Source organism: Streptomyces sp. WZ.A104, from assembly GCF_002382885.1.
Classification (GTDB): domain Bacteria; phylum Actinomycetota; class Actinomycetes; order Streptomycetales; family Streptomycetaceae; genus Streptomyces.
In genome coordinates, this window is record NZ_NWVL01000013.1 from 34,528 (window position 1) to 58,395 (window position 23,868).

The 23,868-nt window shown below is 72.5% G+C and carries 22 protein-coding genes and 1 pseudogene; 17 read left to right on the forward strand and 6 right to left on the reverse strand.

Annotated elements, in window-relative coordinates:
• The first annotated feature begins 4 nt into the window (after nt 1–4).
• Nucleotides 5–468, forward strand: a pseudogene (locus tag CIB93_RS09650) (ATP-binding protein).
• 32 nt (nt 469–500) lie between these two features.
• Here CIB93_RS09650 and CIB93_RS09655 read toward each other — a convergent pair.
• The 4 genes from CIB93_RS09655 to CIB93_RS09670 form a co-directional block, all read right to left on the reverse strand.
• Nucleotides 501–1,238 (reverse strand): VOC family protein, encoded by a 738-nt coding sequence (locus CIB93_RS09655; RefSeq protein WP_096626110.1) that lies wholly within the window; start codon nt 1,236–1,238, stop codon nt 501–503.
• A 92-nt stretch (nt 1,239–1,330) separates the two neighbouring features.
• Nucleotides 1,331–1,990, reverse strand: coding sequence for an MSMEG_1061 family FMN-dependent PPOX-type flavoprotein (locus tag CIB93_RS09660; RefSeq protein WP_096626112.1), 660 nt, complete (start codon nt 1,988–1,990; stop codon nt 1,331–1,333).
• 58 nt (nt 1,991–2,048) lie between these two features.
• A complete protein-coding gene (locus tag CIB93_RS09665; RefSeq protein WP_096626114.1) occupies nt 2,049–4,484 on the reverse strand; it encodes a GTPase-associated protein 1-related protein in 2,436 nt (811 codons plus the stop codon).
• 96 nt (nt 4,485–4,580) lie between these two features.
• Nucleotides 4,581–5,279, reverse strand: a complete 699-nt coding sequence (locus CIB93_RS09670) for a helix-turn-helix domain-containing protein (RefSeq protein WP_257002121.1) — start codon at nt 5,277–5,279, stop codon at nt 4,581–4,583.
• A gap of 133 nt (nt 5,280–5,412) precedes the next feature.
• Between CIB93_RS09670 and CIB93_RS09675 the strand changes: the two genes are divergently transcribed.
• From CIB93_RS09675 to CIB93_RS09740, 14 genes are all read left to right on the forward strand, one after another.
• Nucleotides 5,413–6,408, forward strand: coding sequence for an NAD(P)/FAD-dependent oxidoreductase (locus CIB93_RS09675; protein ID WP_096626116.1), 996 nt, complete (start codon nt 5,413–5,415; stop codon nt 6,406–6,408).
• A 98-nt stretch (nt 6,409–6,506) separates the two neighbouring features.
• Nucleotides 6,507–7,967: an MFS transporter gene (locus CIB93_RS09680; RefSeq protein WP_096626118.1), complete on the forward strand. Its 1,461-nt coding sequence runs from the start codon at nt 6,507–6,509 to the stop codon at nt 7,965–7,967.
• Between the two features lie 365 nt (nt 7,968–8,332).
• Entirely contained in the window at nt 8,333–9,100 is a 768-nt protein-coding gene (locus tag CIB93_RS09685; protein ID WP_257002125.1) for a hypothetical protein, read from the forward strand.
• A 9-nt stretch (nt 9,101–9,109) separates the two neighbouring features.
• Nucleotides 9,110–11,305, forward strand: coding sequence for a bifunctional serine/threonine-protein kinase/ABC transporter substrate-binding protein (locus CIB93_RS09690; protein ID WP_096626122.1), 2,196 nt, complete (start codon nt 9,110–9,112; stop codon nt 11,303–11,305).
• A 1-nt stretch (nt 11,306) separates the two neighbouring features.
• A complete protein-coding gene (locus tag CIB93_RS09695; protein ID WP_096626124.1) occupies nt 11,307–13,565 on the forward strand; it encodes a bifunctional serine/threonine-protein kinase/ABC transporter substrate-binding protein in 2,259 nt (752 codons plus the stop codon).
• A 316-nt stretch (nt 13,566–13,881) separates the two neighbouring features.
• Entirely contained in the window at nt 13,882–14,910 is a 1,029-nt protein-coding gene (tdh, locus tag CIB93_RS09700; protein ID WP_096626126.1) for an L-threonine 3-dehydrogenase, read from the forward strand.
• A gap of 56 nt (nt 14,911–14,966) precedes the next feature.
• Nucleotides 14,967–16,166 (forward strand): glycine C-acetyltransferase, encoded by a 1,200-nt coding sequence (locus CIB93_RS09705; protein ID WP_096626128.1) that lies wholly within the window; start codon nt 14,967–14,969, stop codon nt 16,164–16,166.
• Nucleotides 16,167–16,212: 46 nt separating this feature from the next.
• The gene (locus CIB93_RS09710; RefSeq protein WP_096626130.1) at nt 16,213–17,136 is read left to right on the forward strand and encodes a LysR family transcriptional regulator; all 924 of its coding nucleotides are present in this window, start codon (nt 16,213–16,215) and stop codon (nt 17,134–17,136) included.
• A 386-nt stretch (nt 17,137–17,522) separates the two neighbouring features.
• Complete coding sequence (locus tag CIB93_RS09715) at nt 17,523–17,849, forward strand: PadR family transcriptional regulator (protein WP_096626132.1); 327 nt, start codon at nt 17,523–17,525, stop codon at nt 17,847–17,849.
• Nucleotides 17,846–18,202: a DUF1048 domain-containing protein gene (locus tag CIB93_RS09720; RefSeq protein WP_096626134.1), complete on the forward strand. Its 357-nt coding sequence runs from the start codon at nt 17,846–17,848 to the stop codon at nt 18,200–18,202. The genes CIB93_RS09715 and CIB93_RS09720 overlap by 4 nt, the downstream gene beginning before the upstream one ends.
• A 1-nt stretch (nt 18,203) precedes the next feature.
• A complete protein-coding gene (locus CIB93_RS09725) occupies nt 18,204–18,530 on the forward strand; it encodes a DUF1048 domain-containing protein (RefSeq protein WP_096626136.1) in 327 nt (108 codons plus the stop codon).
• 19 nt (nt 18,531–18,549) lie between these two features.
• On the forward strand, nt 18,550–18,756 hold the full coding sequence (locus tag CIB93_RS09730) for a hypothetical protein (protein ID WP_096626138.1): 207 nt from the start codon (nt 18,550–18,552) through the stop codon (nt 18,754–18,756).
• 83 nt (nt 18,757–18,839) lie between these two features.
• Nucleotides 18,840–19,841: an ATP-binding cassette domain-containing protein gene (locus tag CIB93_RS09735; protein WP_096626140.1), complete on the forward strand. Its 1,002-nt coding sequence runs from the start codon at nt 18,840–18,842 to the stop codon at nt 19,839–19,841.
• On the forward strand, nt 19,838–20,629 hold the full coding sequence (locus tag CIB93_RS09740; RefSeq protein ID WP_096626142.1) for an ABC transporter permease: 792 nt from the start codon (nt 19,838–19,840) through the stop codon (nt 20,627–20,629). The genes CIB93_RS09735 and CIB93_RS09740 overlap by 4 nt, the downstream gene beginning before the upstream one ends.
• A gap of 225 nt (nt 20,630–20,854) precedes the next feature.
• On the opposite strand, the gene CIB93_RS37140 is transcribed toward CIB93_RS09740, so the two are convergent.
• On the reverse strand, nt 20,855–21,094 hold the full coding sequence (locus CIB93_RS37140) for a hypothetical protein (RefSeq protein WP_107470955.1): 240 nt from the start codon (nt 21,092–21,094) through the stop codon (nt 20,855–20,857).
• A gap of 127 nt (nt 21,095–21,221) precedes the next feature.
• Between CIB93_RS37140 and CIB93_RS09745 the strand changes: the two genes are divergently transcribed.
• Nucleotides 21,222–22,562: a TrkH family potassium uptake protein gene (locus tag CIB93_RS09745; protein WP_096626258.1), complete on the forward strand. Its 1,341-nt coding sequence runs from the start codon at nt 21,222–21,224 to the stop codon at nt 22,560–22,562.
• Nucleotides 22,555–23,244, forward strand: coding sequence for a TrkA family potassium uptake protein (locus tag CIB93_RS09750; protein WP_096626144.1), 690 nt, complete (start codon nt 22,555–22,557; stop codon nt 23,242–23,244). Before CIB93_RS09745 ends, CIB93_RS09750 begins: the two co-directional genes overlap by 8 nt.
• A gap of 162 nt (nt 23,245–23,406) precedes the next feature.
• Here CIB93_RS09750 and CIB93_RS09755 read toward each other — a convergent pair whose 3' ends face one another.
• Nucleotides 23,407–23,799, reverse strand: a complete 393-nt coding sequence (locus CIB93_RS09755) for a VOC family protein (RefSeq protein ID WP_096626146.1) — start codon at nt 23,797–23,799, stop codon at nt 23,407–23,409.
• Between the last annotated feature and the right edge of the window lie 69 nt (nt 23,800–23,868).

The window sequence follows — 23,868 nt, forward strand, 5'->3', positions numbered from 1 at the left end:
GGTCATGGAAGCTCCGATGAAGACCCAACCCGACGTAACCGTGCGTGTGTTCAGGCGTCGATTCAGCTCGAACCCACGCGCGCCCGGCTCGCCCGCCGGGTCGGTCTCTATCAGCCGCACACCTGGGGTATCCCGTACCTCAGTGACGCCTCGGAGTCGGCGGCCCTGATCATCGGGGAGCTGACGGCCAACGCCGTGACCCACGGGCGGGTCCCCGGCCGCGACTTCGAGCTGTGCCTGACGCACACGCCCGGCGACCGGGAGGCCCTCGGCGTCCTGCGGATCGAGGTGTCCGACACCCGGGGAGAGTGCCGCCCGCCGGGGCCCGGCGAGATCACCGCACCGGCTGACGGTGACGACAGCGGGCGCGGGATGCTGATCGTGGACGCGCTGGCGGACCGCTGGGCCGTCATCGACCGCGAACCGCCGGGCAAGACGGTCCGGGCGGAACTGGACCTGCTGTACTGACTGCCGGAGTATGTCCGTCGTCAGCCCCAGTGTCAGCCCCGGCTGAGTACGCAGAATTCGTTGCCCTCCGGGTCGGCCAGGACGACCCAGGGGACGTCACCCTGACCCACGTCGGCCCGTGTCGCGCCGAGGCCTTCGAGCCGGGCGACCTCCTTCGCCTGGTCCCCACCGGGGCCGGGCCTCACGTCGAGATGGATGCGGCTCCGCAGGGCTTCGTCATCCGGACTGCGGCGGAACTCCAGGTATGGTCCGACGCCCTTGGCGGAGCGCAGCAGGGCGCGGTCGTCGGTCAGCTCATGGACGGTCCAGTCGATCACCTCGCCCCAGAACCGGACCATGGCCCGCGGGTCGGCGCAGCCGACGGCCACGGCGGCTATGGGCCCGGTGTCCCGGTAGAGCTCCCGGGGCTCCAGGACGCTGAACACGTTGCCTTCCGGGTCGGCCAGCATCGTCCACGGCGTGTCGCCCCGGCCCGCGTCGGCGGCCGTCGCCCCGAGGTCCTTCAGGCGTGCGACCAGCTCCGCCTGATGGACGTCGGAGGTGGTGGCCAGCTCTATGTGCACGCGGTACTTCACCGTCTCCGGGTCCGGGACGCGGACGAGATCGACGCAGACGGCGGACGGGTCCGGCCAGTCGAAGCCCACGGGTTCCAGGTTGGTGACTCCGGGGCCCTCGCTGGAGACACCCCAGCCGAGGACCTCCGCCCAGAACCGGCCGAGCGCCGAGTCGTCCCGGGCCTTGAAGTTCACCTGAACAAGTTGCAGCGTCATTCCGCGTACCCTAACGGGCCGACCCGCGATCGATCTTGGGGCGTGCTGGTCACGGGGGTCGGCCGACCGGTGTTCCCTCGCGGCCCGGCCCGCTACTCGTACCGGTACTTCAGCGAGTCCGCCTCCGCCTGCTCGATGTCGGCGATCGTCAGATCCGGCATCCGCAGTTGGGCCAGCGTCACCTCGGCCGAGGTCGGCTGGGCGTCCGTCGGAAGCCACTGCTCCGGCTTCCACGCCCCGCTGCGCAGCAGCGACTTCGGGCAGTGCGGGTAGACCTCCTCGATTCCCAGCACCAGCGCACTGGCCGGCGGCTTTCCCACGGCGGTCAGCTGCGACAGCAGCTCCGGGCGGGTGGACACGACCGCCCGGCCGTTCACCCGCAGGGTGGTGGTCCGCCCGGGGATGACGAACAGCAGCCCGGCCCTTCCGGTGGCGATGACGTTCTGCAGGGTGTCCAGCCGCTTGTTGCCGGTCGCGTCCGGTATCGCCACCGTCCGTGAGTCCAGGACGGCGACGAACCCGGCGGGGCCGCCGCGCGGGGAGACGTCGCAGTTGCCATCGGCGTCCGCGCTGGCGATCAGGACCAGCGAGGAGCAGCCGATCAACCGCCGAGTCTGTTCGGTGAGTTCGGTCATCTGCTTGCGCACGGCCGCGTCGCTGGGGAGCGCGTAGGCCCGTCGCAGCGCCTCCTGGTCGCGCACGGCGTCGAGGCTGAGCGAGTCGAAAGCGCTGCTGGCAAGGGGTGTCGTCATGCTCCGACCCTATGGGACCGGCCTGCGGCCGGCCTTGGCCGCTGGGGGTTCGGGGGCATCAGCCCCGCCGTACCCGCCCCGCTATCCGGCGCCCCAGACGTCCCAGCGTGCTCGACCGGTTCCAGTCGCGGAAGGCGTTCGCCCGGCCGCTGCTGCCCGTCCGGCTCACTGTCTCCTCGACCTCCGCGACGGCCTCCGCCGTCATTCCGCGTACCGCTGGGCGCAGCACCTCGTCGAGGAGGGCGCTCGCCGTGGTGGTCCAGGCTCGGCCCGCGTGCGGGTGGGACGTCCAGACGGTGAAGCAGTCGGCCGCGTAGGCGGGTTGGGCGCGCAGGCGGGTGGCGACCGGGGGCGTGCGGGCCGCGTGGTCGTAGGCGGCGATCAGTTCGGCGTCGTCGCCGTGGATGAAGGCGTACAGCTCCGCGCCGGGGCGGTCCGGGGCCAGCAGGCGTTCGGCCAGGGCGGTGAACGCCCTTTCCCGCAGGGCCGGTTCGATTGGCTCCGCCCGGGTGCACAGGGTGCGGACGCGCTCCGCCCAGCCGGGCTCGGGCGCCCCCGTGCGCAGGTCGCGGCTGAGGTCCAGGAGGTGGAGTGCGGCCCGCTCGCGGCCGCCGATCTCCTGCGGGAAGGCGCGCAGCAGGTCGTGGGCGAGTGCGGCGGCCTCGTCCGTACCGGCGGCCGAGGCGCCGAGGGCCGCGTCGACCGGGCGGGACCAGGTCCCCGCCGCCCGGTGCGCGTCCGACGTGGCCGCCTCCAGCAGCAGCCGGGCCTCCTCGACCGTCGGGGCCCGGTCCTCCCATACCAGGCCGACCGCGGTGCGCAGCACCTGCGGCTCGGTGAAGGGGGACAGGCCCGCCGCCCGCAGCACCCGGTGCCACACCGCCGTCCGGTCGCCGCCCAGGGTCGCCATCGCCCCCGGCGCCTCGGCGCACATCCGCAGATGCGGCAGCGCCTGCGTGCCGGTGAACGGCAGCGGGACGGTCGTCAGGAACCGGGCCACCGCCCCGGGGGCGTCCGGTGTGATCCGGTCCAGCGCGCCGAGCAACGCCGTCCGGACGTCGAACTGCTCGTCCAGCAGCTCCAGGAGGGCCGGTGCGGAGGCCGGTGTCTCCGGCGATCCGTCGGCCTCGGCCAGCAGTTCCCGGGCCAGCCGGTCCACGGTGTCCGGCAGCAGTTCCGCTATTCCAACGCCCAACAGCCTTGTCACTCGCAGCAGTTGCAGGGTCCGTGCCACCGGGACGGGCTCGCTCGTACCGCTCTCCAGTTCGGTGAGGATCTCCGGGGCGAGCGCCTCGGTGAGCGCCTGCCCGTCCGGGCCCGTGAACGCCTCCCTGCGCGGCAGCTCCAGTGAACCGTTGCCGCCCCGCACCGCCTCCGTCACCAGCATCGCGGCGAGCGGTGCGGTGACCGACGCCGGGCACCGGCCGTCCAGAGCGCCGAACAGCCGCCCCGCCGCGTCGAATTCGGAGTCTGTACGGTCATCCACACCTGGCCCGGTCAGCGCCTCCACCAACTGCCCGATCCGCTTCGGGTCCAGTGCGTAGGGCCGCTCGGCCGTCCACGCGGCGGCCGCCGCACGTTCCTCCGGCCCGAGCGCGATCCCGGCGCACAGGGCCGTCACGGCCAACGGTCCGGCGGCGAAGGGCCCCCCGGGCAGCTCGCGGGCCTCCTGGAACAACTCCGACGCCCGGCTCCGCCACACCCGGGCCGCCGTCCGGGCCCAGGTGTCCCGGGTGCCGTCCACCGGGGGCCGGTCCGCGCACACACGGACCCGCAGTCCCGCCTCCCGTGCCGCCGCCGCGTCCTCGGGCAGCACCCCCACGACCCGCAACGCCGAACTCCCCGGCCGCCGCGTGAACGTGGTGAATGTCAGTCGCTCCACGCTCTCCCTCGGCAGCGCCACCGCCGCGAGCCCCAGCCAGCGCGCCACATCCGCACCGCGCTTCTCCACCAGCACCACCGGGCCGTCACCCGGCGGCTCCGGTTCGCTCGCCCGGCGCAGATCGGCGAGGACCGCCGCCAGCCACGGGCCGCGCGAGACGGCGAAGTCGTCGAGCCCCTCCCGTACGGAGGCGGGACCCGGCGGCAGCGCGGTGATCGGGTCGGGCGGCGTCACACCGGCCGGGGTCGTGGTGACCCAGTGCGGCGAGCGCCACGCCTCCACCGGCAGCCGGCCGCCGGGCAGCGGCACCCCCGCGGGTATGTGCACCGCGTGCGTGTGGAACCGTACGCGCCCCGGCCCCTCGCCGCGCGCCGGAGCCGTACGGCCGATCAGACGGCTGCCGTCGGAGAGCACGGCATAGGTGAACGCCTGTGGCAGCGCGTGCAGTTCGGTGGGGGAGTGTGCGGGCCCCTCGGGCAGTTCGTACCCGACCAGCGGCTCGATCTCCGTGCGCAGCGCGCCCGACACCCCGGGCCCAACAGCCGTGAAACGGCCCGCCGTTCCCTCGTCCCCCGGCGCGTCGGAGGTGTAGTGCACCTGTGCAAGGCTCATCTGTCGGCCCTCTTCGTCCTGCCGCGCCCGGTCCCCTTCCGCCCACCCGCGCGACCGGGTCGGGGGGAGAAGTCCACAGCCGCGGGGGCGACGTTATCAAGAACCGCGCGACCGGCCGGGGTCAGCAGCGTCTCCGCCGACGCCTTGCGGGGGTCCGGAAAGCCGCCCGCGTCGCACAGCGTCCGCTGGAGCCGCTCCACCAGAGCGTCCGCCTCCGGCGCGGGGCCTGGCCCGCACGTGCATACGCTCCCCCTGCCGCCCGAACAGGCTGAGCACCTCCACCGGACCTTCCCCCGTGGTGCCGAACCAGTGCGGCAGCCGGGTGTCGAACTCGGCGGCCTCGCCCGGCCCCAGCACGAGATCGTGATCGGCCAGCAACAGCCGCAGGCGGCCGGAGAGCACGTACAGCCACTCGTACCCCTCGTGGGTGCACAGGTCGGGGGAGTCCCGGCTCGCGGGCAACACCATCTTGAACGCCTGGAGCGGGCCGGGCTGGCGGGTCAGCGGCAGCACCGTGTTGCCGTTGACGCTCCGGGGCGCGGGCCTGATCCGGGGATCGCCGACCTCCGGCGCGCCGACCAGCTCGTCCAGCGGGACCTGGTGGGCCTGGGCGATCGGCAGCAGCAGCTCCAGGCTGGGGCGGCGCTGCCCGGACTCCAGTCGGGACAGGGTGCTCTTGGAGATGCCGGTCGCCTCGGCTATCGCGGTGAGCGACAGCCCCCGCTGCGTACGCAGTCGGCGCAGCCGGGGACCCACCTCGTCGATGACCTGGGAGAGCGCGGGCGAATGTTTCATGTCGCTCATTCCACCCGCCCGTTGCGGAATCGGCAACAAACGTTGTCCGGTGCCGGACGCGGATCGCACCCTGTGGGCGGTGCCGGTCGAGGGGCGGGCACGGGGCAGCACGAGTGGAACGAGAGGGACGGACATGACGGGTTCACGGAACGGTTCACGGAGCGGTTCACTGGCCGGGGTCGAGCGCGGCAGCGACGCCGATGTCGTCGTCATCGGGGCCGGGGCCGGGGGCCTCAACGCGGCGCTGGTCCTGGCAAGGGCCCGCCGCCGGGTCGTCGTCGTCGACGCGGGGGCCCCGCGCAACGCGCCCTCCGCGCACCTCCAGGGCTTCCTGTCCCGCGACGGAATGGCGCCGAGCGCGCTCCTGGAAACCGGCCGGGCCGAAGTGGTCGGATACGGCGCCGAGTTCATACAGGGGCAGGTCGACGATGTGGAGCGAGAGGACGGGGGCGGGGTGCCGCGCTTCGCCGTACGGCTGGCCGGCGGGGTCGTGCTCACCGCCCGCCGGGTCGTGGTGGCCACCGGCCTGCGCGACGAACTGCCCGACATCCCCGGGGTCCGGGAGCGATGGGGGAAGGACCTGCTGCACTGCCCGTACTGCCACGGCTACGAGGTGCGCGACCAGCCCCTCGGTGTGCTCGGCACGCACCCGGGCGCTGTCCGCCACGCGTTGCTGCTGCGCCAGTGGTCCGACGACGTCGTGCTGTTCCGGCACGGTCTCGACCTCGCCGACGACGAGCTAGCAGCCCTGGCCGCACGGGAGGTGCCCGTAGTCGAGGGGACCGTCAAGCGGCTCGTGGTGGAGGACGACCGGCTGCGCGGGGTCGAACTCGTCGAGGACAGCGGGGTGGCCCGCGCCACGGTCTTCGTCGTGCCGCGCATGGTGCCCCGCGACGGACTGCTGACGGCGCTCGGCTGCGAGCGGGGCGAGGACGGCTGGATCGCCACCGACCGCTCCGGCCGCACCAGTGTGCCCGGTGTGTGGGCGGTGGGCAATGTCGTCGACCCCCGGGCGCTCGTGGTCAGTTCGGCAGGCATGGGGTCCGCCGCCGCCTTCGCGCTGAACCACGGACTGGTCGATGAGGACGTCGAGCTGGCGCTCCGGGGCGCCGCCCGGGCCGGGGTCTGACCCGCGGGGCAGTCCGGCGGCGTGCTCCCCAGGGGTGCGCCGCCGGCTCAACCGACCCACTCACGCCCCCCCCGGGGGGCCGCAAGGAGAGACCGGCGATGGATCCCGCCCAGCCACTGACCGAACCCACCCCGCCCCCTCCACCCCCTTCCTCCCCTCTGCCCCCTTCCTCCACTCCGCCCTCTCCGGCCTCCCCCGCCTCTCCGGCCGGACCCGCGTTCGCGATGCTCGCCGTAGTCCAGGCCACGCTGATCTTCACGATCACGCTGATCGCCGTGCCGCTGCCCAGGATCGGCCAGGAGTTCGACCTGAGTGCGGCGGACCTGGTCCTGGTCAACGCCGCGTACGGGCTGCCCTACAGCGGGCTGCTGCTGTTCGGCGGTCGGCTCGCGGACCGGTACGGCGGCCGGCCGGTGTTCGTCCTCGGCCTGGTGCTGTTCGGCCTGGCGTCCGCGACGGCCGCGCTGGCCCCCACGTTCGAGGCGCTGGTCGCCGTACGGTTCAGCCAGGGCGTGGGTGCCGCGCTCACCGCCCCGGCGGCCCTGGCGGTGCTGCGCGCGGTCCTCAGCGACCCCGCGGTCTTCGGCCGGGCCATGGCGACCTGGGGCGGGGTGTCCGTGCTCGGCGCCGCGATCGGCACCCTGGCCTCGGGCGCCGTCACCACCTGGATCTCCTGGCGCTGGATGTTCGCGGTGCCCGTGCTGGTCGCCGTCCTGGCCCTCGCGGCCACCCGGCGGCTGCTGCCCGCCGGTCCGGCCGACCCGTCGGCGAGTCGGCCGGGACTCGACCCGGTGGGTGCCCTGCTCGCCACCCTGGGCATCTCGATCGGCAGCTACGGCCTCATCCTCAGCGGCGACCACCCCTGGGGGTCGGCCCGCGTACTCGGCCCGACCGCCGTAGGCGTCGCCCTGCTCGCCCTGTTCCTGCTGGCCGAGCGGCGCGTACGGGACCCGCTGCTGCCGCCGGGCTTCACGGTGGAGCCCCGCCGTCTGGTGGGCCTCGTGGGAATCCTGCTGGCGGCGGCGGGCACCGGCCTGGTGACCTTCCTGCTCTCGCTGTACCTCCAGCAGCAGCAGGACTGGTCGACCCTGGCCACGACCGGTGCCTTCGTTCCGTTCACCCTCGCCCTGATCGTGGTCAACCGGCTCGCCGGGCCGGCGGTGGGCCGGTACGGGGCGGGTGTGGTCACCATCGCCGGGCTCGTGGGCGGCGCCGTCGGACTGGCGCTCCTCGCGGGGATCGGCCCCGACACCTCGTACGTCACGGGGCTGCTGCCCGGCGCGGTCCTGCTGGCCGCCGGAACGTCCTTCGTCTTCTCCGGCTCGACCGTGCTGACCACCACCAACGTGGCCGCGCACCAGGCCGGGCTGGCGGGCGGCGTGATGAACACCGCGATGGAGCTGGGGCCCACGGTGGGTCTGGCCGCGCTGATGGCGGTGGCCGCGGCGCAGGGCGACCTCGTCGTCGGGTATGCCTGGGCGTTCGGCACGGGAGCCGTCGTCTACCTGGCCGCCGCACTCGCGGCCGCCACGGTGGTGCGCCGCCGCGGCAGCGCGTAGGGGCGCGGCCCCGGCGACGGGCGTGCCGTCCTCACGAGGGGGTGGCACCCCCGTCCCTCCGGCGGGCTTCCGGGCGGAGCCGTCGGGCCACGCCGGAGGAGTTCGTCCGTGCGTACCCGCCGGTGGAGTTCCTCGGTCAGCCGGTCCGGCGTTTCCGCGCCGAGCGGGTGCTGGCCATCGCCCCTCCCGAACTGGGCTGACGGGGACCCGCCCTTACGTACCGATGGCGCAACAGTCCCCGAACGGCACCCCCCGACCGGCCGGACGAACCTATGATCGATGCGGCGTCGAGGAGAAACGGGGAGAGCGCTGTGAACTGTCGGGTGCCGTTACGAAGAGTCCGGTCCGTTCTCCCCCTGTTGCTGCTGCCTCTCCTGCTCACCGGCTGCACGGCGGACACGGACACCCCCGGGGCCGAGCGCTCCAACGCCCCGGAGGAGTCGGGCCGGAGCACCGAGGCCGGGACCGGGCCGTCCGCCGAAGCCCCGTACGCGATCCAACCCGACCCCGCCCGGCTCCCGAAGACCCGGGCGGCCGCGCTCGACCTCATCGGCCGCGTCATCGCCGACCCCGGCAGCTTCGGACCCGGGGTGGTGAAGCGGAACCCCTACGAGAGCGGACCGGCGACCTGGGCCGTGCTCGGGACGGACTGCGTCTGGCAGCAGCGCAAGCCCGCCGCCCACGTCCTGGCCACGCTCACCCGGTCCTTCGAGGTGCCCGCCGAAGCGGGCAAGGGGCCGCTGCGCCTCGCCGCCGTCGTCACCGTCCACCGCACCCGCGAGGACGCGGCCTGGGAGATGGCGGAGTCGATCGAGGAGTCCATGCGCTGCCCCACCCAGCACCTGCGCGCGGGCGAACGGATCGCCTCCCTGATCGCGGGCGCGCTCCTCGGCGGCGAGGCGAACCAGAACAACTCCGAGGACTTCCTGAACGAGTCGGGGGAGTACCGGAGTGCCGAGCTGGGCGGTCCGCACCCCTACGCGTGGCAGCAGGCGCAGGTCCTCCAGTTCACCGTCGCCGTGACCGGCAAGGGGGCGAAGGGCCGCACCGCGCGGGAGGTCGACACCCTGGTCACCCAGGCGCAGGCCGCCATGCTGGTCCGGCTCGAATCCGCCGTCGAGAAGCAGAACTGAGGCCGGCCGATGGACGATCTGCGACCCACCGACCCCGCCCGGATCGGCGGACACCGGCTCCTGGGCCGCCTCGGAGCGGGCGGTATGGGCGTCGTCTACCTCGGACGCACCGACGCCGGGACGCTCGCCGCCATCAAGGTGATCCTTCCCGAGTACGCCGGGGACGAGGACTTCCGGACCCGCTTCCGCCGCGAGGCCGAGGCCGCACGGCGGGTGGACAGCCCCTGGGCCGTGCGCGTCACCGGAGCGGACACCGAGGCCGAACGGCCCTGGTTGGCGACGGAGTTCGCTCCCGGGCCGACCCTCTCGGACGTCGTCGTCCAGCGCGGGCCACTGCCCGCGCGCAGCGTGACCGTCCTCGGTGCACTGCTCGCCCGCGCACTGGGCGCGGTGCACGCGGCCGGACTCGTCCACCGCGACGTCAAGCCGGGCAACGTCCTGCTCACGGCCGACGGGCCCCGGCTGATCGACTTCGGGATCGCCCGCACCGCCGACGCCACCGCGCTGACCGCCACCGGACTCATCGTCGGCACCCCCGGCTTCCTCCCGCCCGAGCAGGCGTCCGGCGACGGCGCCGGGCCCGCCGGGGACGTCTTCTCGCTCGGCTGCCTCCTCGCCTACGCGGCCACCGGGCAGCCGCCCTTCGGCAGCGGCGCGGTCGACGCCCTCCTCTACCGCACCGTGCACGACGCCCCCGACCTGGACGGCGTCGACGACCCGGCACTGCGCCGCCTGCTGGAGCGGTGCCTCGACAAGGACCCGGCGGCGCGCCCGGCCGCCGCCGGCCTCGGCACGCTGGTACCGGGGGACGCAACGGGCGGGGCGAGCGCCGACTGGCTGCCCGAGGACATCGTCCGGATCATCGCGGACCGGTCCGCCGCCCTGCTGGCCCTGCCCGGCATCGACGCCACCGTCTTCGACGAACCCGCCCCGCCGCCGCCCGCCCCCGACCGGCGGAGGTTCCTGCTGTACGCGGCGGGCGGCGCGGCGGCCCTCGGCGCGGGAGCCTTCGCCGCCGTACGGCTGACCGGGAGCGGCGCCGGGGGCGGCGGGACGGGCGGCGCGTCCGGTGGACGCCGCGTGATCATCGGCGTGCACGCTGACCTGACGGGCCCTCAGGAAGCGGCCGGGCGGGCCCAGGAGCGCGGTGTGCGCCTCGCCGTCGACCGCTTCAACTCGCAGGACGGCCAGCCCTTCAGGCTCGCCGTGAAGGTCCTCGACGACCGGGGGGACCCGGGCCGCTCGGCCCGGGTCGCCGAGGAGTTCGCCCGTGACCCGGAAGTCCTCGCGGTCATCGGCCCCACCGGTGACGCCGCGACAGGGGCGGCACTCGCCGGGTACGACGAAGCGGCGCTGCCGGTCCTGACGGTGTCGGCCCTCCAGATCACCTTCCCGGCCAGGGTCAACGGCTCCTTCTTCCAGGCCGCCCCCTCCTACGCGGTCCTCTCGTTCCCCATCGTCCGCCGCCTCCTCCTGCGTCCCGACGTCGAGCGGCTGGGCGTGCTGATCGACCGGTCCGGCGGGCAGGCCGCGTACCAGGCCGGCTACGCCACGAACCTGATAACGCCAAGCCTCACCACCGGCACCACCCACCCGCGCGTGGTGCCCGCCGGGTCCACCGAACTCGCCCCGGTCATCGACGACTTCCTCGACCACCGCAGCGACGCCATCTTCTACGCCGGGGACGCTGCCGGGGCGGCCCGTACCGCCCGCGCCCTTGCCGCCACCCCCTTCAAGGGCCCGCGTCTGGCCCAGCACACCGCCATGGCACCGGAGTTCCTGGAGCGGGCGGGCAAGTCCGCCGACGGGTGGGAGTTCATCACGCCGTTCACCGACGCGACCGCACCCGCGGCGACCGCGTTCACCGCCGCCCACCGCAAGCGCTTCGGCTCGCCGCCCGCACCCTGGGCCGCGGAGGCGTACGACGTCACAGGCCTCGTCGCCCGGGAACTGGCCGCCCTGGCCGACAGCGCCACGAAGAGAGCGACCCCGAGCGGCGGGCCGAGCGCGTCCCCCTCCGGGGACGGCCGCCCCACCCGCCCGGAGCTCACGGCGGCGATCGCCGCCGCCCGGTACGAAGGCATCTCCCGCATCTACGCGTTCGACAAGGAAGACCAGCAACTGGTCGGCCAGGACGCCCACCTGTACCGGGTGGAGGACGGCCGCCACCGCTACCTCGGCCCGGCCCCGAAGCCGAAGAGCTGACGTGCGGCCCCTCACCTCCGAGGACCCCCGCACCATCGGCCCCTACCGGGCCCTGGCCCGGCTCGGCGCGGGCGGCATGGGCGTGGTCCACCTGGCGCGCTCGGCGGGCGGGGCGCTCGCCGCCGTCAAGGTGATCCGGGCCGAGCACGCCGCCGACCCCGCGTTCCGGGCCCGCTTCCGCCGCGAGGCCGAGGCCGCCGCCCGGGTCTCCGGCCCCTGGACCGTCCCGGTGCTCGGCGCGGACACGGAGGCCCGCGAACCGTGGCTGGCGACCGCGTACGTCCCGGGCCCCTCGCTGGGCGAGGTGGTCGGCGCCGGGGGTGCGCTGCCGCCCGACACCGTGGCGGCGCTGGGCCGCCGACTGGCGGAGGCGCTCGCCGCGGTGCACACGGCCGGGCTGATCCACCGCGATGTGAAACCCGGCAACGTGCTCCTCGCCCTCGACGGCCCCCGCCTCATCGACTTCGGGATCGCCCGCCACGAGGGGGCGACCGAGCTGACCGCCACCGACGCGGTGATCGGCACCCCCGGCTACCTCGCCCCCGAACAGGCGACGGCCGGACCGCTCGGACCGGCGTGCGACGTGTTCTCGCTCGGCTGCGTCCTCGTGTACGCGGCGACCGGCCGCCGCCCTTTCGGCGAGGGCGGCGCGGCGGGCGTCCTGTTCCGCACGATCCACGAGGACCCGGACCTGACGGGTGTGCCCCCCGCCCTGCTCCCCGTGGTCACCGCCTGCCTGGCCAAGGACCCGTCGGACCGCCCGCCCGCACGGCGAATCGCGGCGGACAAGGGGGCGGGGGCGTCTCCCGACCTCCGTGACCCCCGCGAGGCATGGGGGCAGCCAGGGACGAGACCGGACAGCTCGGCGCCCTGGGTCATCCCCGCCGGGCTCACCGCGCTGATCGCCGAGCGGTCCGCCGCCGCCCTCACGCTGCCCGACCCCGAGCCGCTGCCGACCACGCTCACCCCGGCCGGGGACGGCGGCGAGGACGGCACCGGGGACGTTGGCGAGGACGGCACAGAGTCCCGCCGCTCCCGCCGCTCGCGGCTCGCCCGGCGGAGGCTCCTGACCGCCGGGGCGGCCGGAGCCGTCCTCCTCACCGGCGGCTCCACCGCCGCGTGGCTCGCCGGGCGGCAGCGTCGAGCGGGGAGCGGCGGTCCCTCCGCGGGCTCCGGGGAGCCGCCCACGTACACGATCGGGCTCCACGCCGATCTCAGCGGACCCGGGCGGGCCACGGGCCTGGCCCACCGGCGCGGCGTCGAACTCGCGGTCGCCGACCACAACGCCCGCAAGGACCCGGCGCTCCGGCTCGCCCTGCGGACCGAGGACGACGCCGGGGACCCCCGGCAGGCGCTCCGGACGGCGGACCGGCTGGGGGCGGACCCCGAGGTCATCGCGGTCGTCGGGCCGACCGGTGACGTGCTGCGGGAGGAGACCGTCGAGCGGTACGCCAGGGCGCGGCTCGCCGCGGTCGTCGTCGCGGCGGGGGCCACCACCGTCGAGACCGGCTCCGGTGCCGACCTCCACCTCTGCCTCACCCGCACCCTCGACCGTGCGCTCGCCACCGGCCTCATCGGCTACCTCGTCCACGCCCGCCCCGCCAAGCGCATCCTCCTCGTCCAGGACGCGGCCGATCCGGTGCTCGGCGGCGAGATCGACGGCACGTTCCGCAACGCCACGCCGACCGGCTCCACCCTCGTCGAGCACCCGCTTCCCCGGGGCGCCGCGGGTTACGGCGGGGCGGCCCGCAAAGCCGTGACCGCCCGGGCGGACGCCGTCGTGCACGCGGGCGGCGACGCGTCCCGGGCCGCCCGGCTGGCCACCGCCCTGGCGGACGCGGGCTTCACAGGCACCCGGCTCGCCGCCGGACCCGCCCTCGGGTCCGCCTTCCTCACCGGAGCGGGCAGGGCCGCCGAGGGCTGGGTCTTCGCCGAGGCGTACTCCGACCCCGCGGCCCTCCCTGCGGCCCGGGCGTTCACCGCCGCCCACCGCAAGCGCTTCGGCGCACCCCCTGCCACCTGGGCCGCCGAGGCGTACGACGCGGTCCATCTGATCGCCCGCGCCGCCGGGGCCACCAGTGCCTCGGGCGAGCTCCGCAGCGGCATGGCTCGCCGGCTCGTCCGGACCGAGCACCGGGGGATCGTGCGGACCCTCGCCTTCCACGCCTCGACCCGCCAGGCGCGGCACGAGAACGGGATCTTCCTCTACCGGATCGAGAACGGCCGTCCGCGCTTCCTGGGCCCGTACGACGAGCTCTGAACCGGGCCGGTACCGGGCAGCCGGCGGCAGCGGTCGGTGAAGCCACGGCCAGGCATGAAGATCTCCTGCGGGCGTGCTTAAGAAATCCTCGATGGACCCTGGCCCCGTCGTACGGCAGATTGCTCCGTGACGGCCGAGGATGGCGCGTGGAGCCGTGCGACGTATGACGTGCTGTACGACGTGCTCCGTCCCGTCCCGCCGTGCCCCTTCCCAAGGGGTCACCCCGAAAAGACCACCCCGGGCCGCAGGGTTCCTCCGACATGCCCCCAGGCCCGGGGTGTCCACCACCCGCGCACCACGTCAGGGAGCCGCAGCCGTGAAGGCACTCGTCAAGCAGAAGGCCGAACCGGGACTGTGGCTGATGGACGTGCCGGAGCCGGAGTACGGCCCCACCGACGTCCTGATCAAGGTCCTGCGCACCGGAATCTGCGGCACCGACCTGCACATCCGGGCCTATGACGGCTGGGCGCAGCAGGCGGTCACCACCCCGCTCGTCCTCGGCCACGAGTTCGTCGGCGAGGTCGCCGCGACCGGTTCCGACGTCGTCGACATCGCGGTCGGCGACCTGGTCAGCGGCGAGGGCCACCTCGTGTGCGGCAAGTGCCGCAACTGTCTCGCGGGCCGCCGCCACCTCTGCCGCTCCACGATCGGCCTCGGCGTCGGCCGGGACGGCGCGTTCGCCGAGTACGTCGTGCTGCCCGCCTCCAACGTGTGGGTGCACCGGGTCCCCGTCGACCTCGATATCGCCGCGATCTTCGACCCGTTCGGCAACGCGGTGCACACCGCGCTGTCCTTCCCGCTGGTCGGCGAGGACGTCCTGATCACCGGCGCCGGACCGATCGGCATCATGGCCGCCGCCGTCGCCAAGCACGCCGGTGCCCGCAATGTGGTCATCACCGACGTCAGCGAGGCCCGCCTCGCGCTCGCCCGCAAGGTCGGCGTCAGCCTCGCCCTCAACGTCGCGGACCGGACCATCGCGGACGGACAGCGCGAGCTGGGCCTGCGCGAGGGCTTCGACATCGGCCTGGAGATGTCCGGCCGCCCCGAGGCGATGCGCGACATGGTCGCGAACATGACGCACGGCGGCCGGATCGCGATGCTCGGACTGCCCGCCGAGGAGTTCGCCGTGGACTGGTCCCGGATCGTCACCTCGATGATCACCGTCAAGGGGATCTACGGCCGCGAGATGTACGAGACCTGGTACGCCATGTCCGTCCTGCTGGAGGGCGGCCTCGACCTCGCCCCCGTGATCACCGGCCGGTACGGCTACCGCGACTTCGAGGCGGCCTTCGACGACGCCGCGAGCGGCCTCGGCGGCAAGGTCATCCTCGACTGGACCGTCTGACCCGTCTGACCCGTCTGACCTTCGAACTTCTCCTCGAACCCTTAAAGGAACCCGGCATGTTCGACTCCGTACGCGACGATCTGCGCACCACCCTCGACGAGATCCGCGCCGCCGGGCTGCACAAGCCCGAGCGCGTCATCGGCACCCCGCAGTCCGCGACCGTGGCCGTCACCTCCGGCGGCCGCCCCGGCGAGGTCCTCAACTTCTGTGCCAACAACTACCTGGGCCTGGCCGACCACCCCGAGGTCATCGCCGCCGCCCACGAGGCGCTGGACCGCTGGGGCTACGGGATGGCCTCCGTCCGCTTCATCTGCGGCACCCAGGAGGTCCACAAGGAGCTGGAGCAGCGGCTCTCGGCCTTCCTCGGCCAGGAGGACACGATCCTCTACTCCTCCTGCTTCGACGCCAACGGCGGTGTCTTCGAGACCCTGCTCGGCGCGGAGGACGCGGTGATCTCCGACGCCCTCAACCACGCCTCGATCATCGACGGCATCAGGCTCTCCAAGGCCCAGCGCCACCGCTACGTCAACCGGGACATGGCCGACCTGGAGAAGCAGCTCAAGGAGGCGTCCGGGGCCCGCCGCCGTCTGATCGTCACCGACGGCGTCTTCTCGATGGACGGTTACGTCGCCCCGCTCCAGGAGATCTGCGACCTGGCAGACCGCTACGACGCGATGGTCATGGTCGACGACTCGCACGCCGTCGGCTTCGTGGGTCCCGGCGGCCGCGGCACGCCCGAGCTCCACGGAGTCATGGACCGGGTCGACATCATCACCGGCACCCTCGGCAAGGCGCTCGGCGGGGCCTCCGGCGGCTACGTCGCGGCCCGCGCCGAGATCGTCGCCCTGCTGCGCCAGCGCTCGCGCCCGTACCTCTTCTCCAACACCCTCGCCCCGGTCATCGCCGCCGCGTCCCTCAAGGTCATCGACCTGCTGGAGTCGGCCGGGGACCTGCGCGAGCAGCTCAACGCCAACACCGAGCTGTTCCGTACCCGGATGACCGCGGAGGGCTTCGACGTCCTGCCCGGCGACCACGCCATCGCCCCCGTCATGATCGGGGATGCCGCGAAGGCGGGCCGGATGGCGGAACTGCTCCTGGAGCGCGGTGTGTACGTGATCGGGTTCTCGTACCCCGTCGTCCCGCAGGGCGCGGCCCGTATCCGGGTCCAGCTCTCGGCCGCGCACTCCACCGCCGACGTGAACCGCGCGGTGGACGCGTTCGTCGACGCGCGGGCGGCGCTGGACGCGGAGGCGTAACCGCTCACCGGGTGGGCGGGCCTCCGCCACCTGGGACAATGGGCACATGATCGATGCGCGGCGGTTGCGAATCCTCCGTGCGGTGGCCGACCACCGCACGGTGACCGCGGCCGCCGCCGCGTTGTATCTGACGCCCTCCGCGGTGTCCCAGCAGCTCGCAGCCCTGGAGCAGGAGACCGGTCACCGTCTCGTCGAACGCGGGGCGCGCGGGGCCCGGCTCACCTCCGCGGGCGAGATCCTCCTCAGCCACGCGAACGTTGTCCTGGCCCAGCTGGAGCGGGCCGAGGCGGAGCTCGCCGACTACAGCGCGGGCGTCGCCGGTACGGTCACGGTCGCCGCGTTCGCCACCGGCATCGGCCTCGTCCTCGCCCCAGCACTCAGGGAGCTCGCCCGCACCGCGCCCGGCATCCGGGTCAGGGTCCAGGACGCGGAGGGCGACGCGAGCGTGCCGATGGTGCTGGACCGGCAGGTCGACGTGGCGGTGGCCGTGGAGTACCGGGGCGCCCCCGCCGAGGACGACCGCCGTCTCACTCGCGTCCCCCTCTACTCGGAGCCCTTCGACGCGGTGCTCCCGGTGGACCACCGCCTCGCGGACCAGGCCCAGGTGGCGGTCGCGGACCTCGCGAAGGACCCGTGGATCGGCCCCTACCCGGGGAACCCCTGCCATGACGTGGTGGTCCTGGCCTGCGAATTCGCCGGGTTCGCCCCGCGCCTGGAGCACTCGTCGGACGACTTCCGGGCGGTGGTCGCGCTGGCCGGGGCGGACGCGGGGGTGGCGCTGGTGCCGCGCTCGGCCCTAAGCGGGATGGAGCTGACCGGGGTGGTCGTCCGCCCGGTCGAGGGCAGCGCCCCCACCCGCCGGGTCTTCGCGGCCGTACGCCAGGGGGCCGAGGGCCATCCGCTGATCCGGCCGGTGCTGGCGGCGATGGAGGCGGTGGCGGTACGGGAGGCGGGACTCGCGCGGGCGTGAGCACCGCCCCTCCCGGCCGGGTGAGGCGGACCGAGCGTCCGATCCCGCGGCCCTTGAACCGCGCCCCCCGTGATCCGGCCGCCCCGCGCGGCAGCGCCGCGATGCCCCCCCTTCGCCCAGCACGATGACCGACGCCCTTGGTACGGGCCAGCAGCAGCCCCGTACCGGCCGCCGCCTCGCGCGGCGCACCACCACCCAGCGGGCGCCGTCGCCCCGGTCGGTGTCCTCCACCGGTTCAAACCCGAGCGCGTCACGGTGGAAGGCGACGGCCTCGTCGTGGTCGTGTGGTCCACGTGAGCCGATCGCTGACAGCCTCCACTACTCGGTGATACCGTATAGTGGTACTCGGTGCTACGCAGTACCACTGGGGCCGAGGAGGACTCGCGATGGATGACCTGACGGAGATGTTGAAAGGCACGCTCGAAGGGTGCGTGCTCGAAATCATCGGCAGCGAGGAAACCTACGGCTACGCCATCACCCGTCAGCTGAACGAGCTCGGCTTCACCGACGTCATCGAGGGGACGGTGTACACCATCTTGCTGCGACTGGAGAGGAACAAGCTCGTCCAGGTGACGAAACGGCCGTCCGGGGTCGGTCCGCCGCGCAAGTTCTACGCGCTCAACGACGCCGGACGCGAGGAACTGGCGAAGTTCTGGACGAAGTGGCAGTACGTCTCATCACGCATCGACAGGCTCAAGGAGGGCGGGAGATGAACTTCTGGGAGACCATCACCGGCAGCGATCTCACCAGGGAATGGAAGGCGTTCGAAGCCCGGGCCGAGGCCCTGCCGGATGACTACCGGGGGGCGTGGGACCAGATCAAGGCCCACCTCCTTCCCCATGGGGACTTCACCGGCCGCAACCTGATGCCGATCCTCGACGCAGCCCTGGGGCTGCTCGAAGAAACGGCGGCGGACGGGCAGGGCGTCCACGAGGTGCTCGGCGACGACATCCAGGGCTTCTGCATGGCGCTGGCCGGTGGCGAAGGGGCGCGAACCTACCGGGACCGGTGGCGCGAGCAGCTGAACAGGAACGTCGCGAGGAAACTGAACCGGCTGGGAGGCTGACGTGGGCATCCAGGACATCATCGAGGGCAAGAAGCAGTGGCGGGCACACACGGCTCGGGTCAAGGCGCTCCCGCCGGACTACCGGATCGTCTACAAGGAGATGCAGAAGTACCTGTTCAAGATCGGACCGGTTGACCTGCCCGACGGACCCCTGCTCCCCGGGATCGTCGACTTCTTCGAAGAAGGCGTCGCAGCGGGCCGGGGGGTCCTGGAACTGATCGGCGCGGACGTCGCCGCGTTCTGCGACGACCTGGTCAAGGATTCACGCACGTATGCGGACGTCTACCAGGAGTCCATCAGCAGGGAATCCGGCGCGGCGGAGAAGTAGCTCCCGCCACCCCCTGGCCATGGGCATAGCCCGCACGCGCCGTTCGTTCGCCTCGGCGCAGCGCAACCCGGCGCGGACCGTCCGGCGCCGGAAGTCGCCGCAGATCCTGTCCACCGAGGCGGTCGAGCCCGCTGGTGAGATCTGCCCCAGTCCCGCCCATGTCCTCGGCGAGCGGGTGTCCGGCGGCGGGCCGCTGGACACCACTCCCCAATGGCGACGCGACTGACGTGTGGTCACGGGCAGTCACGCGATCCGGGTTTCGAAGCAGCTTCCACTCACCCCGCGCTCAGCCTTCGAAGGGAAGTCACCATGCCTCCATCTGTCATGCCCACATCCAGTAAAGGTGAGAGTCACCCGCCGCCGACCGCCGTCTCCGCCGTCGGGCTGCGCAAGTCGTACGGCGAAAAGATCGTCCTCGACGGTATCGATCTGCGTATCCCGGCCGGGTCCGTGTTCGCGCTGCTCGGCCCGAACGGCGCCGGGAAGACGACCGCCGTGAAGATCCTGTCCACGCTCGTCACCGCCGACGCCGGTGACCTGCACGTTGGCGGGCACGACCTGGCCGCCGCCCCACAGGCGGTCCGGGCCGTGATCGGTGTCACCGGGCAGTTCTCCGCCGTCGACGGGCTGATCACCGGCGAGGAGAACATGCTCCTCATGGCGGACCTGCACCACCTGCCCAAGCAGGAGGGGCGGCGGGTCGCCGCCGAACTCCTTGAGCGCTTCGACCTGGTGGAGGCCGCGAGGAAGCCGGCCTCGACCTACTCCGGCGGCATGAAGCGCCGCCTCGACCTCGCGATGACGCTGGTCGGCAACCCACGGATCATCTTCCTCGACGAGCCGACCACCGGCCTCGACCCGCGCTCCCGCCACACCATGTGGGGGATCATCCGCGGCCTCGTCTCCAGCGGTGTGACCGTCTTCCTCACCACCCAGTACTTGGAGGAGGCCGACGAACTCGCCGACCGCATCGCGGTGTTGCACGACGGCAGGATCGCCGCCGAGGGCACCGCCGAGGAGCTCAAGCGCCTTGTCCCGGGCGGGCGCATCCGGCTCCGCTTCACCGACCCGGTCGCGTACCGGTCCGCCGCTGAAGCCCTGCGGGAGGTCACCCGGGACGACGAGGCACTGTCGCTGACCATCCCCAGCGACGGCAGTCAGCGCGAACTGCGCTCCGTCCTCGACCGGCTCGACTCCGCCGGTATCGAAGCGGACGAACTGACCGTCCATACTCCCGACCTCGACGACGTGTTCTTCGCCCTGACCGGCCCGGCCAACGTTCCCCACCAGCCCGAGGAGACCGTCCGATGAGCTCCCTCTCCCTCGCCGTGCGCGACTCGAACACGATGCTGCGCCGCAACCTCCTGCACGCGCGGCGCTACCCGTCGGGGACCCTGAACCTGCTGCTCACGCCGATCATGATGCTGCTGCTCTTCGTCTACATCTTCGGCGACGTGATGAGCGCCGGGATCGGGGGCGGCGGTGCTGACCGGTCCGACTACATCGCCTACATCGTCCCGGGTCTGCTGCTGATGACCATCGGCAGCACCGTGATCGGGGCCGCGGTGTACGTCTCCATGGATATGACCGAGGGCCTCATCGCGCGCTTCCGCACGATGGCGGTCCACCGCCCTTCCGTACTCATCGGGCACGTCGTCGGAAGCGTGCTGCAATCCGTCATGAGCGTAGTCCTCGTCGGCGCGGTCGGCGTGGCCATCGGCTTCCGCTCCACGGACGCGACCATCCTGGAGTGGCTGGCGGCGCTCGGGCTCATCGTACTTTTCGCCCTGGCGCTGACCTGGATCGCGGTCGGCATGGGCCTGGCCAGCCCCAACCCCGAGGCGGCCAGCAACATGGCCATGCCGCTGATCCTCCTCCCCCTCATCTCCAGTGCCTTCATCCCGGCCGGCACCATGCCCGGCTGGTTCCAGCCGATCGCCGAGTACCAGCCCTTCACCCCCGCCATCGAAACCCTCCGCGGCCTTCTCCTCGGCACCGAGATCGGCAACAACGGCTGGATCGCGATCGCCTGGTGCATCGGCCTGATCGCGCTCGGCTACCGCTGGTCGACGGCGCAGTTCAACCGCGACCCGAAGTAGACGCGACGACCACGCCGGCCACTTCCCGCGACTCGGCCCCCGTCCCGGCCACGTGCAGATCTATCCCCTTCTGTTCCCTCTTGGCCGGCCGGAGGCGGGGCGCATCTCGTCAAGGGCGCTACATGGCTGTGGACCAGAGCCACCGAGCCCTGCTCGTCGAGAGAGGAGGGCCGGGAGGGCTCGTCATCGCGACGACCAGTGCCGCCCGCCGCCCGGCAGGGCCGGTCACGGTCGGTAGATCATTTCGATCAGGCCGGCGGCGATCAGAGCCCACGCCCCGCTGCCGATCAGCCACCACGAGTCACTGACAGCCCCGGCTGTGATGAGAACCACGGCGGCCAGAAACAGGGTGTACTCAGTGCGCTGCAGGCCGCGAGTGAAATCAGGGCCCTTTTCCCGGCCGCCCGGATGCCGGGTACGGGCCGGTGCGAAGGGGTGCGGACGAGTACCTCTTCGGGTGCGCATGGCTCAAGCCTAGACACGACAGAGGGCAGATGGCAGGGCCTCGTGTCGAAGTCGGCGTCAGGGTTGTCTATCGTCTTCCAGTGCGAACAATCGTAGTGTCCGTCCGCAATGCGGAGGACTTGGTGTGGTGAGGCAGCGTTGGCCGCGTCTCCGGCATCCGGCGCAGGCGGTCGTGGCCGGATTCGCCACGGCGATCGTGGCCGGGACCGGTCTGCTGATGCTGCCGGTGGCCAAGGCCGGACCGGGCGGCGCCGGTGTGCTGGAGGCGTTCTTCACCTCCACCTCCGCGGTGTGTGTGACCGGTCTGATCGTGGTGGACACACCCGAGTACTGGACCGGTTTCGGGCAGGCGGTGATCCTGGGGCTCATCCAGGTGGGCGGCTTCGGCATCATGACCTTCGCCTCCCTGCTGGTACTCCTGGTCTCCCACCGCATCGGCCTCAAAGCGCGGATGACGGCCGCCGCGGAGACCAAGACGCTTGGGCTCGGCGACGTCCGCTCGGTCGTGACCGGTGTGGTCAAGGTCAGCCTCCTGCTGGAGGTCGTCACCGCCCTGGCACTGGCCCTGCGATTCGCGATCGCCTATGACGAGCCCTGGCCACGGGCGGCCTGGCTGGGTCTCTTCCACGCCGTCTCGGCGTTCAACAACGCCGGCTTCGCCCTCTACTCCGACAGCCTGATGGGGTTCGTCACCGACCCGTGGATCTGCCTGCCCATCGCCATGGCCGTCATCGCCGGTGGACTAGGCTTCCCCGTCCTGTTCGAGCTGCGTCGCCGGTTCCGCAAGCCGCACGGCTGGTCTCTGCACACCAAGATCGTGCTGTGGGCCACCGGCGTCTTCCTGGTCGGCGGCAGCGCCTTCGTCACCGCCCTCGAATGGTCCAACCCGGCCACCCTCGGCCCCTTGCACGTGCCGGGGAAACTGCTGGCAGGGTTCTTCCAGGGAGTCATGCCGCGCACCGCCGGATTCAACAGCATCGACACCTCCCAGATGAACCCCGCGAGCTGGCTGGGTACGGACGTGCTGATGTTCATCGGCGGCGCGAGCGCGGGCACCGCCGGCGGGATCAAGGTCACCACCTTCGCCGTGCTGTTCTTCGTCATATACGCCGAGATCCGCGGCGAGGGCGCGGTCAACATCTTCCACCGCCGCCTGCACGGCGACCTCCAGCGCCAGGCCCTCACCGTCGTGCTGCTGTCCGTGGCCGCCGTGGCCATCACCACCGTGGCCTTCATGGTCTTCTCCGACCACACTCTCGACGAGTCGCTGTTCGAAGTCACCTCGGCGTTCGCCACCGTCGGCCTGTCCACCGGCATCACCGCCGACCTGGCCCCCGGCCTGCAGCTCCTGCTGATCGCGCTGATGTTCATCGGCCGGCTCGGCCCCATCACCGTCGCCTCCGCACTCGCCATGCGCACCCGCGTCCGCCTGTACGACCTTCCCGAGGAGAGACCCATCATTGGCTAGGAAACCCAACCCCAGGAAGCGCCGTACGGAGTCGCGCAGCTCCGTCGTCGTCATCGGTCTGGGCCGCTTCGGCCGCGCCCTGGCCCTGGAGCTCGTCGACGAGGACACCGAGGTCCTCGGCATCGACGAGAGCGCCGAAGTGGTCCAGGCCCTTTCAGGCTCCCTCACCCATGCCGTGCGGGCGGACTCCACCAAGGAGGACGCCCTGCGCCAGCTGGGTGTCCACGAGTTCGACCGTGCCGTCGTGGCCATCGGCACCGACCTCGAAGCCAGCATCCTCACCGCCTCGCTGCTGGTTTCCTTCGGCATCGAGAACGTCTGGGCCAAGGCCATCAGCGAAGCCCACGGCCGTATTCTCACCCAGCTCGGCGTCCACCACGTCGTCTATCCCGAACACGACATGGGCCAGCGCGTCGCCCACCTCGTACGGGGCCGCATGCTCGACTACATCGAGTTCGAGGACGACTTCGCCATGGTCAAAACGAACCCGCCCGCCGACATCATCGGGTTGCCCCTTTCCAACAGCGCAGTCCGCTCCCGCTACGGCATCACGGTCGTCGCCATCAAGCGCCCCGGGGAAGGCTTCACCTATGCCACCCCCGAAACGGTCGTCGAGGCGGACGACACCATCATCGTCGCCGGGCGCACCCGGGCGACCGAACGCTTCAGCGAACTCCAGTAGGGCCTGCCCCGGCAACGACCCAGTTTCCCGCGGTTCTCGCAATATCATCCCTACGCGCAAAAGCAAGAGAAGCATCATGTCGCCCAAATCCGTAAGGACAGTGCTGATTCGCGGTAGACCGGCCATGCTGCGCGCTGTCGGTGCCCGACCCGCGCTCCGGGGTCAGTCCGCGGGCTGCAACAGGTCCCACCGGTTGCCGTAGAGGTCCTCGAAGACCGCGACCGAGCCGTACGTCTCGTGGCGCGGCTCCTCCAGGAAGCGCACCCCGGCCGCGGTCATCCGGGCGTGGTCGGCCGCGAAGTCCTCGGTGTGCAGGAAGAAACCGACCCGCCCGCCGGTCTGCGCCCCGACCCGTGCGGCCTGGTCCTCGTCCTTGGCGCGGGCCAGCAGCAGCCCCGTACCGGCCGCCGCCCCGCGCGGGCGCACCACCACCCAGCGGGTGCCGTCGCCCCGGTCGGTGTCCTCCACCGGTTCAAACCCGAGCGCGTCACGGTAGAAGGCGACGGCCTCGTCGTAGTCGCGGACGACGAGGGTGACCAGGGCGATGTGGGGCACGGGGGGTCCTTCCACAGGCTTGAGGCAGGCGCAAGGCGTGAGGCCGAAGTGGTTATACGTAACACTAAC